Origin of the sequence: Paraburkholderia phymatum STM815 (genome assembly GCF_000020045.1) — a bacterium.
GTDB lineage: Bacteria > Pseudomonadota > Gammaproteobacteria > Burkholderiales > Burkholderiaceae > Paraburkholderia > Paraburkholderia phymatum.
Genome location: NC_010622.1, coordinates 3,061,971 through 3,075,426 on the forward strand (window position 1 = coordinate 3,061,971; position 13,456 = coordinate 3,075,426).

Here is a 13,456-nt window from a genome sequence, read left to right on the forward strand (position 1 = left end):
CGGCACGCGTGGCCGCTCTTGCGCTGCAGCGAATGCGGCGCCGGACAGGGTTACAATTGCGGTTTTCGGATAACCGGCACCCCGGCGCGCATGCGCAGCGCGGCGGGCGTCTTACGACAGTCCGCCTGTGCCGCGCGATACACGCGAGCGAACCTGCGGGCCGTTGCCGGCATCGCGCCGCGCCGCGTGCAACCCGTACGGCAAGTCCGCTCCGTTCGCCGAAGCCTGTCACCACCTGATTTGTAGAGAACCTTCATGAGCCTCAAATGCGGCATCGTCGGCCTGCCTAACGTCGGCAAGTCCACCCTGTTCAACGCGCTGACCAAGGCGGGCATCGCCGCCGAAAACTATCCCTTCTGCACGATCGAGCCGAACGTTGGCGTGGTCGAAGTGCCGGACGCGCGTCTGAAGGCGCTATCCGAAATCGTCAAGCCGGAGCGCATCGTCCCCGCCGTCGTCGAGTTCGTCGACATTGCGGGCCTCGTTGCAGGCGCGAGCAAGGGTGAGGGCCTCGGCAACCAGTTTCTCGCGAACATCCGCGAAACCGATGCGATCACGCACGTCGTCCGCTGCTTCGAAGACGAGAACGTGATTCACGTCGCGGGCAAGGTGGACCCTGTGTCGGACATCGAGGTCATCAACACGGAACTGGCGCTCGCCGACCTCGCGACGGTCGAAAAGGCCCTCACGCGTTATGCCAAAGCCGCCAAGTCCGGCAACGACAAGGAAGCGGTGAAGCTCGCAGCCGTGCTGGAGAAGGTTCGCGTGCAACTGGACCAGGCGAAGCCGGTGCGCGGCCTCGATCTGACGGAAGAAGAGCGTTTGCTGATCAAGCCGTTCTGCCTGATTACGGCCAAGCCGGCCATGTACGTCGCGAACGTCAAGGAAGACGGCTTCGAGAACAATCCGCATCTGGACGCGGTGCGCAACTATGCGGAATCCGAGAAAGCGCCCGTGGTTGCAGTATGCGCGGCGATCGAGGCGGAAATCGCCGATCTCGCTGATGAAGACAAGGAAGTGTTTCTTGCCGACATGGGCATGGACGAGCCGGGCCTGAACCGCGTGATCCGCGCCGGCTTCAAGCTGCTCGGGCTGCAGACGTACTTCACGGCGGGCGTGAAGGAAGTGCGCGCGTGGACGATCCACATCGGCGATACCGCGCCGCAGGCGGCGGGCGCGATTCATACCGACTTCGAGCGCGGCTTCATTCGCGCGCAGACGATCGGCTTCGACGATTACATCGCGTACAAGGGCGAGCAAGGCGCGAAGGAAGCGGGCAAGATGCGCGCCGAAGGCAAGGAGTACATCGTGCATGACGGCGACGTGATGAATTTTCTCTTCAACGTTTGACCAGCAATTGTTAATTCATCCCCGCCGCCTCGAGCGGGGTTCGCACAGCACATCAGGCCGCGCTACGACGCGGCTTTTTTTTCGCCTTCGTTGCCCGCGCATCCATCGGCGCTCGGGATAATCGCGCTTTCTCCAGGTATTCTTACGATGTTACATTGCCCGTTCGACGAAGAGACTTACATATAGAAGACTCACCGACGCTTTCCTGTCATCGATCACAACTAGAATCGCGCGACCGCAATTCGCGCTTTCCACCATCAGGAGACCCTCGATGCATTGCAAGCCGCTGTTCCGTTCGCTGTCCGTCGCTGCTGTTCTCGGCTTCGGCGCATATCAAAGCGCCTACGCCACCACCGAAATCCAGTTCTGGCACGCGATGGAAGCCGCGCTCGGCGAGCGCCTGAACACGATCGCCAACGACTTCAATGCATCGCAGAGCGATTACAAGATCGTCCCGGTCTTCAAGGGCACCTACGACCAGACGCTTGCAGCAGGCATCGCCGCTTATCGCAGTGGCAACGCGCCCGCGATCCTGCAAGTCTACGAAGTCGGCACGGCAACGATGATGCAGGCGAAGAAAGCCGTCGTCCCCGTCTCCGAGGTATTCAGGCAGGCGGGCATGACGCTCGACGAAAAAGCGTTCGTACCGACCATCGCCAGCTACTACAGCGACTCGAAAACGGGCCATCTGATCTCGATGCCGTTCAACAGCTCGACGCCCGTCCTCTACTACAACAAGGACGCCTTCAAGAAGGCCGGCCTCGATCCGAACACGCCGCCGAAGACCTGGGCCGAACTCGAACAGGACGCGCAAAAACTGAAGGCCGCGGGCATGTCGTGCGGTTATTCGTCGGGCTGGCAAAGTTGGATTCAGCTAGAGAATTACAGCGCGTGGCACGGCGCGCCGTTCGCGACGGAGAACAACGGCTTCGACGGCGCCGACGCAAAGCTCGAATTCAACAAGCCGCTGCAGGTCGCGCACATCAGCTTCCTGCAGAAAATGGCGAAGGATGGCACGTTCACCTATGCGGGCCGCAAGGATGAGCCGGTGTCGAAGTTCTATAGCGGCGACTGCGGGATCATCACGAATTCGTCCGGCTCGCTCGCGACGATCCGCAAGTACGCGAAGTTCAACTTCGGTACGGGCACGATGCCGTACGACGCAAACGTGAAGGGCGCGCCGCAGAACGCGATCATCGGCGGCGCCAGCCTGTGGGTGCTGTCGGGCAAGGACCCCGCCGTCTACAAGGGCGTCGCGAAGTTCCTGGCGTATCTCAGTTCGGCGCCCGTCGCCGCGAAGTGGCATCAGGACACGGGCTACCTGCCCGTCACCACAGCCGCCTATGAATTGACCCAGCAGCAAGGCTTCTACGAGAAGAACCCCGGCAGCGATACGGCCATCAAGCAGATGCTCAACAAGCCGCCTCTGCCGTACACGAAGGGCCTGCGTCTAGGCAACATGCCGCAGATCCGCACGATCATCGACGAAGAACTCGAACAGGTCTGGGCCGACAAGAAGACGCCCAAGGAAGCGCTCGATTCGTCGGTGTCGCGCGGCGACGAACTGCTGCGCCGCTTCGAGAAGGCGGGTAGTTAATCCGCGCGTTAATCCACGCGAAGGGCGTGCCTTTCTGCGAGTCACAACATGTGGCAAACGCAAGTCGCGCCCGCCTGGTCACTTTTGAAAGGGACGTCGATGGACAAGCGCTCCCGCTTCGGCACCGGCTTGCTGCCGTATCTGCTCGTCGCGCCGCAGCTCGCGATTACGCTGCTGTTCTTCCTGCTGCCCGCGGGCGAGGCGCTCTGGCAATCGACGCAGACGCAGGATGCCTTCGGCACGTCGAGCGAATTCGTGGGCCTGGGCAACTTCAAGCAACTCTTCGCCGATCCGCTGTATCTCGCGTCGTTTGAAACGACGCTGATCTTCTGCGCGCTCGTCACTGTGTGCGGCCTCGCGATTTCGCTGCTGCTCGCCGCGTGCGCCGACCGCGTGACGCGCGGCGCCAAAGCGTACCAGACGCTGCTGATCTGGCCGTACGCGGTGGCGCCCGCGATCGCCGCCGTGCTGTGGTCGTTCCTTTTCAATCCGAGCATCGGCCTCGTGACCTACTCGCTCGGCAAGGCGGGCATCGTGTGGAATCACGCGCTCAATCCGGGGCAGGCGATGTTCCTCGTCGTGCTCGCGTCTATCTGGAAGCAGGTCAGCTACAACTTCCTGTTCCTCTATGCAGGCCTGCAGGCCATTCCGCGCTCGCTGATCGAAGCGGCGGCTATCGACGGTGCCGGCCCCGTGCGCCGCTTCTTCGGCATCGCGCTACCGCTGTTGTCGCCGACCACGTTCTTCCTGCTCGTCGTCAATCTCGTCTACGCGTTCTTCGACACCTTCCCGATCATCGACGCGGCAACCGGCGGCGGTCCCGGCCAGTCGACGCGCACGCTGATCTACAAGATCTTCGCCGAAGGCTTCCAGGGACTCGACATCGGCAGTTCCGGCGCGCAGTCGGTCGTGCTGATGCTGATCGTCGTTGGGCTGACCGTCGTGCAGTTCCGTTTCATCGAGCGGAGGGTTCAATACTCATGATCGAGAATCGCCGCGGCTTCGATATTTTCTGCCACGTCGTGTTGATCGTCGGCGTGCTGCTGGTCGTGTTTCCCGTCTACGTCGCGTTCTGCGCGGCGACGATGAACGAGCAGGAAGTATTCAGCGTACCTCTGTCGCTGGTGCCCAGCACGCATCTGTTCGAGAACATCGCCAACATCTGGACACATGGCACGGGCAACGCCGCCAGCCCGTTCGGCACGATGCTGCTCAACAGCCTCGTGATGGCGCTCGTCATCGCCATCGGCAAAATCGCCGTGTCGATCATCTCGGCATTCGCGATCGTGTTCTTCCGCTTTCCGGGCCGCAACATCGCCTTCTGGCTGATCTTCATCACGCTGATGCTGCCCGTCGAAGTACGCATCTTTCCGACGGTGCAGGTCGTGTCGTCGATGCATCTGAGCAACACCTACGCCGGTCTTACTTTGCCGCTGATCGCGTCGGCCACTGCGACGTTCCTGTTTCGCCAGTTCTTCCTCACGCTACCCGACGAACTGATGGAAGCCGCGCGCATCGACGGCGCGGGGCCGTTGCGTTTCTTCTGGGACGTCGTGCTGCCGCTGTCCAGGACCAACCTCGCGGCGCTCTTCGTAATTACGTTCATCTACGGTTGGAACCAGTACCTGTGGCCGATCCTGATCACGAACGAGCAATCGCTGACCACGGCCGTGGTCGGCATCAAGAGCATGATCGCATCCGGCGATACCGCCACCGAATGGCATCTGGTGATGGCGGCCACGCTACTCGCGATGCTGCCGCCGCTCGTTGTCGTGTTGACGATGCAGCGCTGGTTCGTGCGCGGTCTGGTGGATGCTGAAAAATAAGGATGAACAGTCATGTCTGCACTGACGCTCAAGGGCGTGAAGAAATCGTATGACGGCAAGCAGAACGTTCTGCACGGCATCAACGCGGATGTCGAGGATGGCGAGTTCGTCGTGATGGTGGGGCCGTCGGGCTGCGGCAAGTCGACGTTGCTGCGGATGGTCGCGGGTCTCGAAGCGGTCACGGAAGGCACGATTGCAATCGACGGCAAGGTCGTCAACGAGCTGGAGCCGAAGGATCGCAACATCGCGATGGTGTTTCAGAATTACGCGCTCTACCCGCATATGACGGTCGCGGAAAACATGGGTTATGCGCTGAAGATCGCGGGGCTGCCGAAATCGAAGGTCGAAGCACGCGTTTTGACTGCGGCGAAGATTCTTGAACTCGAACCGTTGCTTGCCAGAAAGCCGCGCGAACTGTCGGGCGGACAACGGCAACGTGTGGCGATGGGGCGTGCGATCGTGCGCGAGCCTGCCGTGTTTCTGTTCGACGAACCGCTGTCGAACCTCGATGCGCGTTTGCGCGTGCAGATGCGGCTCGAAATCCAGCGTTTGCATGGGCGGCTCAAGACGACGAGTCTGTACGTGACGCACGATCAGGTCGAAGCGATGACGCTGGCGCAGCGTGTGATTGTGATGAACAAGGGACACGCTGAGCAGATCGGCGCACCGACCGAAGTTTATGAGCGGCCTGCGACGACGTTCGTGGCGGGCTTTATCGGCTCACCGGGGATGAATCTGCTGAGCGGCTGGGTGTCGGAAGATGGCGCCTTCTTCGAAGTCGCGGGTGAAGGGCCGAAGCTGCCTCTCGATGGCGTGCCTTGCGTGGGCCGCGAAGTTGCGAACGGTCGCGGCTGCGTGCTCGGCATCCGGCCCGAGCATATGACGCCCGGTCTGGCGCCTGAAGCGTCATCGGCGACGCTTGCCGTCGATTCGTGCGAACTGCTAGGTGCCGATAATCTCGCGCATGGGCGCTGGGGTAGGCATGATGTCACCGTGCGGTTGCCGCATGGGCATCGGCCTCGCGCCGGTGAAATGCTGTCGGCCGCCTTGCCGGTGCGGCATTTGCATTTCTTCGATGAGGAGAGCGGGCGGCGGTTGAACTGAGGGCTTTTTCTGTCTACGACGCAGTCGCGGATCTTGTCTTTTGGTCGGCGTCCGCACAAAAGGCGACGCCGGGCCGCAGGCAAAACCGGCGACTGCGCCGAGACAAAAAGCGAGAACAAAGCCCCAGCGAGCTCAAGAAGTACAATGCCAGATCCGCCCGCCTCCAGCCGGCGCCAGCACGCGCAGTGCCAAACTCCAATTTCATCTGTCAAGCAAAAATGGCCCAATACGTCTTCACCATGAACCGGGTCGGCAAAATCGTGCCGCCCAAACGCCACATTCTGAAAGACATCTCGCTGTCGTTTTTCCCCGGCGCGAAAATTGGTCTGCTCGGCCTGAACGGCTCGGGTAAGTCCACGCTGATCAAGATCATGGCCGGCGTCGACAAGGATATCGAAGGCGAAGCCACGCCAATGCCGAACCTGAACATCGGCTATCTGCCGCAGGAGCCGCAGCTCGATCCGCAAAAGACCGTGCGCGAAGCCGTCGAAGAAGGCCTCGGCGACGTGTTCCAGGCGCAGAAGAAGCTTGACGAAATCTACGCTGCCTACGCCGAGCCGGACGCCGATTTCGACGCGCTCGCCGCCGAGCAGGCGAAGTACGAGGCCATCCTCGCGACATCGGATGGCGGCAGCCCCGAACAGCAGCTCGAAGTCGCCGCCGACGCGCTGCGCCTGCCGCCGTGGGACGCGAAGATCGAACACCTGTCGGGCGGCGAGAAGCGCCGCGTCGCACTGTGCAAGCTGCTGCTCGAAAAGCCCGACATGCTGCTGCTCGACGAACCGACCAACCACCTCGACGCCGAATCCGTCGAATGGCTGGAGCAGTTCCTCACGCGCTTCCCAGGCACCGTCGTCGCCGTCACCCACGACCGCTACTTCCTCGACAACGCCGCCGAGTGGATTCTCGAACTCGACCGCGGCCACGGCATTCCGTGGAAGGGTAACTACAGCAGCTGGCTCGACCAGAAGGAAGACCGCCTCAAGCAGGAAGAAGCGTCGGAATCCGCGCGTCAAAAGGCGATCAAGAAGGAACTGGAATGGGTGCGGCAAAATCCGAAGGGCCGTCAGGCCAAGTCGAAGGCACGTATCGCGCGTTTTGAGGAACTGAACAGCCAGGAGTACCAGAAGCGCAATGAAACCCAGGAAATCTTCATTCCCGTCGGCGACCGCCTCGGTAATGAAGTGGTCGAGTTCAAGAATGTCAGCAAGTCGTACGGCGATCGCCTGCTGATCGACAACCTGAGCTTCAAGATTCCGGCAGGCGCGATCGTCGGCATCATCGGCCCGAACGGCGCCGGCAAGTCGACGCTGTTCCGCATGCTCACAGGCAAGGAACAGCCCGATTCGGGCGAAATCGTTCAGGGTCCGACCGTGAAGCTCGCATACGTGGATCAGAGCCGCGACGCGCTCGACGGCTCGAAGACCGTGTTCGAAGCAATCTCCGGCGGCGCAGACGTGCTGACGGTCGGCAAGTACGAGACGCCGTCGCGCGCCTACATCGGCCGCTTCAACTTCAAGGGCGGCGATCAGCAGAAGATCGTCGGCAATCTGTCGGGCGGCGAACGCGGCCGTCTTCATCTGGCGAAGACGCTGATCGCCGGCGGCAACATGCTGCTGCTCGACGAACCGTCAAACGACCTCGACGTCGAAACGCTGCGCGCGCTCGAAGACGCCCTCCTCGAGTTCGCCGGCTCGGTGATGGTCATCTCGCACGACCGCTGGTTCCTCGACCGGATCGCGACGCATATCCTCGCCTTCGAAGGCGATTCTCAAGTCACCTTCTTCGACGGCAACTACCAGGAGTACGAAGCGGACAAGCGCGCGCGCCTGGGCGAAGAAGCGGCGCGCCCCAAGCGTCTGCGCTACAAGCCGATCAGCCGCTAAGCGTTCGTTGCATGGCCGTCCGCAATCGGACCGCGCTCGCGGTTCGATGCGAACGGCATAAGAGTTGCTCTCCATCCCTCGCAGGATCGCATCCGGTCCACGCAGTTTTTCCGATGCAGGCCTTCTGCCTGCGCCGCGCCTCGCGTGCACCCGCATGCACCATGCGCGGCATTCCGCGACACATAACCCGAACCACGGCCAGAGCAAGGACGAGGAGGTGGCATGGTGATGTCGAAGGGCAGCCGTGTGATGGCGGCCATCGCAGGTGCGATCGTGCTGCTCGTCGTGCTCGCGGCGATCGGATTGTATTTCGTGCAACGCGAAGTGAAAGCACGCGTCGTCGACGCGCTCGCGCCCGTCGGCACGGCAGACCGCATCGATGTGGGCATTTCGGCGATCACGCTGCATCGCGTGAGGCTGACGGCGCCGCAAGACTGGCCAACGCCCGATGCCCTCACCGCCGACGAAATCACGATGACGCCCGACGTTCGCGATTACCTGTTCGCGCATCGCATGCATCTGCGGAGCGTCGTGGTTCGCGGCTTCAATCTCGCGCTCGTGCGCACCTCGAGCGGCAGACTGGAGATTCTGCCGAAGCTGCGTCAATCGATGAGCAAGCCTGCGCAACCGTCGAGCGGGGCAAGCGGCGCTGCAACGAACAAACCGCCGTTACCCGCCGAAAAACTCATCGATCACATCGCGTTCGCGGATGGCCGGTTCGTCTTCTACGACGAGACGATCAGCAAGCCGCCGTACAAGGTCGTCGTCAGCGACGCGAGCGCGAGCGTCGATCATATCCACCTGCCCGACCTCAGCGAGCCGACGGGCATTTCGATGAAAGGCGCGATCAAGGGTCCGTCGCACACGGGCCGGGTGACGTTCGATGGCTGGATGACGATCGCCAGCAAGGACTCGAAGACGACCACGACGCTCAAAGGCGTCGACGTTGTCACGCTCGATCCCTATCTGCTGAAGAAGGCAGGCGCGAAGGCACAGGTGACGGGCGGCACGCTCGACCTCAATCTGCAGGCCGCGGTGACGAGCTATCACATCCACGCGCCGGGCACGGTCATGCTGCATCATCTGCAACTGGCCGGGACGGACGATCCGCTCGATACGTTCATGCAGATTCCGACGCGTGCCGCCGTCGCCGCGCTGAAAAAACATGGCGACGACATCACGCTGCACTTCACGATCGACGGCAACTTACGCGATCCGAAGTTCAAGCTGAACGAAAGCGTAATGACGGAGTTGCGCGCGAACTTCGCGAAGGCGCTGGGTGTCAGCGCCGAGGGCGTCGCGAAAGGCACGGAAGAAACGGTAAAGGGATTGGGCAACGCGCTGAAGAATCTGCTCGGACAGTAACGCCCTCGCCGGGCGCGGCCTTCGCCGGCTCAGACAGGCAACCCGAGTTGGCGCAGTTTTGCTTCCGTCTGCGCGGCGTTCGTGTGATGTACGCCGTGCCAGCCGAGTTCGGTCGCGGCGCGCGCGTTCGCGATGTTGTCGTCGATAAAGACGAGTTCATGCGCTTCGACGTCCGGCAAATGCGCGCGAATCCGGCGCAGCATCTCGGCAAAGATGGCGGGATCCGGCTTGACCATCTTCACGCGGCCGGACACCACGATGTCCTTGAAGCGCCGCAGCACAGGGTAGTGCTCCCACGCATACGGAAAGGTCTCGTCCGACCAGTTCGTCAGGCCAAACAGCGGCACGTTCGCGTCCTCGAGCTTTTCAACGGTTGCCACGCCGTCGTCGAGCACGCCTGCCACCATTTCATGCCAGCGCTCGTAGAACGCGCGGATCAGCGCTTCGTGTTCGGGAAATTTCGCGATCAGTTCGGCCGTGCCTTCCGCGATCGGCTGGCCGCCGTCCTGGCGGACCACCCAGTCCATCGTGCAGACGTTCGACAGGAACCATGCGCGTTCGGCGTCGTCGGGAATCAGCTGACGATACAGATACTGCGGGCTCCAGTCGATCAGCACGCCGCCGAAGTCGAACACGACTGCCTTGATGCTCATGCGAACTCCGTTTGCAGAATGTCAGCGAGAGGGCGCACCTTGACACCCTTGCCCGTCATTGACGAATTGGACCAGACGAAATTCTGGTGCTCGACGATCTTGTCGGCCGTGAGATGCGGCTTGTCTTGCGTCGTGTGCAGGTCGGCGACGACCGTCGTGCGCAGGCCGAGCAGTTCGGCCCGGCGCGCGGTGGCGTTCACGCAGAACTCCGACGCGTAGCCGCATATCAGCACGCTATCGATATCGCTTTGACCAAGCTGATCCGCGAGCGGCGTCTCATGGAACGAATCGCCGACGATCTTGTAGATGGACGCATCCGATGGCTCGCGAACAAGCGCCACGGGCAACTGCCACGGGTCGCTGCCGCGTGCGAGCGGTCCGCTCGCACCGCTCTCGTGCTGCACGAAAAAGACACGCGCGTTTGCTTTGCGCGCAGCCGACGTAAGCCGGTTGATGCCGTCGATCACGGCCTCGCTGCGATATGCAGGTGACGGACCGCTGAAAAACATCTGCTGAACGTCGATCACGATTATGGCAACCCGGGACATGCGAGCCTCGCTATTTATTGGTCGATTCTTCCTGCCGCAAAGCTGGCAGCATCGAGCGAGCCGCCGTTTCGCGGCGGCTCGTCAGCGCGGCCTCATACCGGCTGCGTACGCGTTTCGAGCCACGCCTTCGCGTCACCCGACACGCGCGGCGACACGCGTTCGCGCACCGTCGCGTGATACGCGTTGAGCCACGCACGCTCGTCGTCGCGCAACAGGTTCAGCGCGACGCAGCGCGTGTCGATCGGGCACAGCGTCAGCGTTTCGAATTCGAGGAAATCGCCGAACTCGGTCTTTTCGGCCTCGCGATTCAGCACGAGGTTTTCGATGCGGATGCCCCACTTGCCCGGCCGATAGATGCCCGGCTCGATCGACGTGATCATGCCCTCTTCCATCGCCGTCCAGCTTTCGGCGGGCGCGTAGTGCGAGATCACCTGCGGGCCTTCGTGAACGTTCAGGAAATAGCCGACGCCGTGGCCCGTGCCGTGCCCATAGTCCGCGCCCGCTTCCCAGATCGGCGCACGCGCAATCGAATCGAGCATCGGCGAACGGATGCCGCGCGGGAACTTCGCGCGCGACAGCGCCATCGTGCCCTTCAACACGGTCGTGAAGTCGCGGCGGTGGTCGTCGGTGATCGTGCCGACGGGCACCACGCGCGTGATGTCAGTCGTGCCGCTCAGATACTGTCCGCCGGAATCGATCAGCAGCAGACCGTTGCCTTCGATCGTCGAATGCGACGCGGGCGTCGCACGGTAATGCGGCATCGCACCGTTCGCATTGAAGCCGGCGATAGTCGCGAAGCTCAGCGTAACGAAGCCCGCCTGGCGCGCACGCGCCGCCGTCAGTTTTTCGTCGATGGTCAGCTCGGTGATCTTTTCGCGGCCCAGCGCACCTTCGAACCACGCGAAGAATTCAGCCAACGCGGCGCCGTCCTGCTCCATCGTCGCGCGCACGTACTCGGCTTCCGCTTCCGTCTTGCGCGACTTGAAGAACGTCGACGGATTCACCGACTCGACGATCGCCACCGACGCCGGCACCGATTGCAGCAGCCCGAACGTGATACGGCGCGGGTCGATCAGCAGCGTCTGGCCGTTGGGCAGCGCGGCGAGCGCGTCAGCCGCCTTCGCGTACGGCTCGATCCTGATGCCGTCGCGTGCGAGCGATTCGGCCAGCTGCGGCGGCACCTTTCCGTCCACCACGAAAAGCGAAGCGCGCTCCAGCCCGATCAGCGCATGCGCGACGAACACCGGGTTGTAGTTCACGTCGGCGCCGCGCAGATTCAGCAGCCAGGCGAGGTCGTCGAGCGTCGAGATGAAATGCCACTGCGCGCCCTTCTCCTGCATCGCGCGGCGGATCTGATCGAGCTTTCTCGCGCGCGACACGCTCGCGTGCGGCGCGACGTGTTCGTACACGGCTGCCGTCGGCAGGGTCGGACGCTGCTGCCACACGGTATCGAGCAGATCCAGATCGGTGCGCAGCTTCACGTCGCGCGCTTTTAGCGCATCGTTCAGCGCGCGCGCCGCAGCGACCCCGAGCACGGCGCCGTCGACGCCGACCGTCGCGCCCGCCGGCAGGTTCTGCGCGAGCCAGTCGATATGCGGCGCCGTCTGCTGGCCGCCGAACATCTTCATCAACTGGATGCCCGTGCCCGCCAGTTGCGCCTCGGCCTGAACCCAGTAGCGGCTATCCACCCACAAACCGGCGAAATCGGCCGTCACGACCAGCGTGCCGACCGAGCCGGTGAAGCCGGACAGCCATTCACGCCCTTGCCAGCGGCCGGGCAGATATTCGGAAAGATGCGGATCGGCCGAGGGCACCAGCCAGGCGGCGAGCCCTTCCTGCTTCATCGCGCTGCGCAGTGCCGCGATGCGCTCAGGCGTCGAGGCAGTTTCGGAGAGTCGTACGTTCATCGGTTTCACCTGCAAGAATTCATCGACGGGAAAACAGGCCGACCGTCACGGCAACGGCAACCAGCGCAATCGCGGTGCATATGGGCCACTCGAGCGTGTCGCCGTCGTGGAAAAGCTGAGTGACATTGCCGGCCATGTGCGCGATCACGGCACCCGCCACGCCGACCAGCATCGCCAGCCACAGAGCGACGCGGCTCGCGCGGCGCAGCGGATGCATCCACCAGCTGGCCGCGCCAACGACGGCGCCGAGGATGATCAACCCCGGCCAGCCCATCAGCGCGTACCGCTTATTAAATTAGGACTGTTCTGATAGGAAGCTGTTTTATCGATGGTTAGCATTTTTTTCTCATTCACCAGAAGGTCGGCACGGCTTTCTGCGTAGCGGTTGAGTTTAGGGGCCGGGGTAAGGTTAAGCAAGCTGAAAGCCTCCGCGCCAGATCGCTGCGCCCATCCCACCATCAATGCGAATCGCCCTTATTGAGCCTGACCTCCGGCATGCGGAAATCGTCGGCCGGCTACTGCTTGCCGGGGGTCATGCCTGCCATCATTTCGCCGCCAGTGCACCTTTTCTCGCGGGCGCCGAACACGAATTCTTCGATCTCCTCGTCACCGACGCATTCTGCGGCGACGCCGCAGCGGAAGACGTCATCGCGCGCGCGCGCAAGGTTCTGCCCGGCCTGCCCGTCGTGGCCCTGATGAGCGCGCCGCGCGAAAGCGAACTCGTCGCGATGCTGCAGGCAGGGGCCGACGACTGCCTGTCCAAGCCCGTACGCGGTCCGGAAATGCTGGCGCGCATCGAAGCGTTGATGCGCCGGGCGGGAATACGCCGCCCGCGCAACCGTGCGCGCGAAATGTTCGGCGAGTACGCATTCGATGTGGGCCGCTCCAGCGTCAGCTTTCGGGGACAAAGCATCACGATGACGCCGAAGGAACTGCAGTTCGCGCTACTGCTGTTTACCAATATGTCGAGACCTGTTTCAAGGGCGCACATCCTCGAAACAGTCTGGTCCCGGCGCCGCGACGTAAGGTCGCGCACGCTCGACACGCACGCATCACGCATCCGCACCAAGCTCGAACTGCGGCCCGAATTCGGCTACACGCTGACGCCGCTGTATGGCTACGGCTACCGTCTCGACCGGATTCCCGTTGAGAATCCGGATACCACGGATAAACCCCCGCCGGCTGAAAGAATCGTGGAAACGCTATAATATTGGGCTTAA

General features: G+C 62.6%; 12 protein-coding genes. 8 read left to right on the forward strand and 4 right to left on the reverse strand.

The window, feature by feature from the left end; all coding sequences use genetic code 11:
* Nucleotides 1-255: 255 nt before the first annotated feature.
* The 7 genes from ychF (at nt 256) to BPHY_RS13795 (ending at nt 9,128) form a co-directional block, all read left to right on the forward strand.
* Nucleotides 256-1,350 (forward strand): redox-regulated ATPase YchF, encoded by a 1,095-nt coding sequence (gene ychF, locus BPHY_RS13765; protein WP_012402079.1) that lies wholly within the window; start codon nt 256-258, stop codon nt 1,348-1,350.
* Nucleotides 1,351-1,621: 271 nt separating this feature from the next.
* A complete protein-coding gene (ugpB, locus tag BPHY_RS13770) occupies nt 1,622-2,947 on the forward strand; it encodes a sn-glycerol-3-phosphate ABC transporter substrate-binding protein UgpB (RefSeq protein WP_012402080.1) in 1,326 nt (441 codons plus the stop codon).
* 99 nt (nt 2,948-3,046) lie between these two features.
* A complete protein-coding gene (gene ugpA, locus BPHY_RS13775) occupies nt 3,047-3,931 on the forward strand; it encodes a sn-glycerol-3-phosphate ABC transporter permease UgpA (RefSeq protein WP_012402081.1) in 885 nt (294 codons plus the stop codon).
* Complete coding sequence (gene ugpE / locus BPHY_RS13780) at nt 3,928-4,773, forward strand: sn-glycerol-3-phosphate ABC transporter permease UgpE (protein ID WP_012402082.1); 846 nt, start codon at nt 3,928-3,930, stop codon at nt 4,771-4,773. Before ugpA ends, ugpE begins: the two co-directional genes overlap by 4 nt.
* A gap of 12 nt (nt 4,774-4,785) precedes the next feature.
* Nucleotides 4,786-5,877, forward strand: a complete 1,092-nt coding sequence (locus BPHY_RS13785) for a sn-glycerol-3-phosphate import ATP-binding protein UgpC (protein ID WP_012402083.1) — start codon at nt 4,786-4,788, stop codon at nt 5,875-5,877.
* 218 nt (nt 5,878-6,095) lie between these two features.
* Complete coding sequence (gene ettA, locus BPHY_RS13790) at nt 6,096-7,763, forward strand: energy-dependent translational throttle protein EttA (protein WP_012402084.1); 1,668 nt, start codon at nt 6,096-6,098, stop codon at nt 7,761-7,763.
* A 222-nt stretch (nt 7,764-7,985) separates the two neighbouring features.
* Nucleotides 7,986-9,128 carry a DUF748 domain-containing protein gene (locus BPHY_RS13795; RefSeq protein WP_012402085.1) on the forward strand — a complete coding sequence of 381 codons (1,143 nt, stop codon included), beginning with the start codon at nt 7,986-7,988 and terminating at the stop codon, nt 9,126-9,128.
* Between the two features lie 29 nt (nt 9,129-9,157).
* Here BPHY_RS13795 and BPHY_RS13800 read toward each other — a convergent pair whose 3' ends face one another.
* The 4 genes from BPHY_RS13800 to BPHY_RS13815 all read right to left on the reverse strand — a co-directional run bounded on the left by BPHY_RS13800 (nt 9,158) and on the right by BPHY_RS13815 (nt 12,510).
* Nucleotides 9,158-9,781: an HAD family hydrolase gene (locus tag BPHY_RS13800; RefSeq protein WP_012402086.1), complete on the reverse strand. Its 624-nt coding sequence runs from the start codon at nt 9,779-9,781 to the stop codon at nt 9,158-9,160.
* The gene (locus tag BPHY_RS13805) at nt 9,778-10,329 is read right to left on the reverse strand and encodes a cysteine hydrolase family protein (RefSeq protein WP_012402087.1); all 552 of its coding nucleotides are present in this window, start codon (nt 10,327-10,329) and stop codon (nt 9,778-9,780) included. The genes BPHY_RS13800 and BPHY_RS13805 overlap by 4 nt, the downstream gene beginning before the upstream one ends.
* Before the next feature lie 92 nt (nt 10,330-10,421).
* A complete protein-coding gene (locus BPHY_RS13810) occupies nt 10,422-12,236 on the reverse strand; it encodes an aminopeptidase P family protein (RefSeq protein WP_012402088.1) in 1,815 nt (604 codons plus the stop codon).
* A gap of 19 nt (nt 12,237-12,255) precedes the next feature.
* Nucleotides 12,256-12,510 carry a hypothetical protein gene (locus BPHY_RS13815; RefSeq protein ID WP_012402089.1) on the reverse strand — a complete coding sequence of 85 codons (255 nt, stop codon included), beginning with the start codon at nt 12,508-12,510 and terminating at the stop codon, nt 12,256-12,258.
* A 187-nt stretch (nt 12,511-12,697) separates the two neighbouring features.
* Here BPHY_RS13815 and BPHY_RS13825 point away from each other — a divergent pair, with 187 nt between their 5' ends.
* Nucleotides 12,698-13,444 carry a response regulator transcription factor gene (locus BPHY_RS13825; protein WP_012402090.1) on the forward strand — a complete coding sequence of 249 codons (747 nt, stop codon included), beginning with the start codon at nt 12,698-12,700 and terminating at the stop codon, nt 13,442-13,444.
* The last annotated feature ends 12 nt before the right edge of the window (nt 13,445-13,456 follow it).

Bases quoted from the DNA above. Each gene is read 5' to 3' on its own strand.
- BPHY_RS13810 (WP_012402088.1), bottom strand. From the start codon at position 12,236: ATGAACGTACGACTCTCCGAAACTGCCTCGACGCCTGAGCGCATCGCG.
- BPHY_RS13795 (WP_012402085.1), top strand. From the start codon at position 7,986: ATGGTGATGTCGAAGGGCAGCCGTGTGATGGCGGCCATCGCAGGTGCG.
- ettA (WP_012402084.1), top strand. From the start codon at position 6,096: ATGGCCCAATACGTCTTCACCATGAACCGGGTCGGCAAAATCGTGCCG.
- BPHY_RS13825 (WP_012402090.1), top strand. From the start codon at position 12,698: ATGCGAATCGCCCTTATTGAGCCTGACCTCCGGCATGCGGAAATCGTC.
- BPHY_RS13805 (WP_012402087.1), bottom strand. From the start codon at position 10,329: ATGTCCCGGGTTGCCATAATCGTGATCGACGTTCAGCAGATGTTTTTC.
- ugpB (WP_012402080.1), top strand. From the start codon at position 1,622: ATGCATTGCAAGCCGCTGTTCCGTTCGCTGTCCGTCGCTGCTGTTCTC.
- BPHY_RS13785 (WP_012402083.1), top strand. From the start codon at position 4,786: ATGTCTGCACTGACGCTCAAGGGCGTGAAGAAATCGTATGACGGCAAG.
- ugpA (WP_012402081.1), top strand. From the start codon at position 3,047: ATGGACAAGCGCTCCCGCTTCGGCACCGGCTTGCTGCCGTATCTGCTC.
- ychF (WP_012402079.1), top strand. From the start codon at position 256: ATGAGCCTCAAATGCGGCATCGTCGGCCTGCCTAACGTCGGCAAGTCC.
- ugpE (WP_012402082.1), top strand. From the start codon at position 3,928: ATGATCGAGAATCGCCGCGGCTTCGATATTTTCTGCCACGTCGTGTTG.
- BPHY_RS13800 (WP_012402086.1), bottom strand. From the start codon at position 9,781: ATGAGCATCAAGGCAGTCGTGTTCGACTTCGGCGGCGTGCTGATCGAC.
- BPHY_RS13815 (WP_012402089.1), bottom strand. From the start codon at position 12,510: ATGGGCTGGCCGGGGTTGATCATCCTCGGCGCCGTCGTTGGCGCGGCC.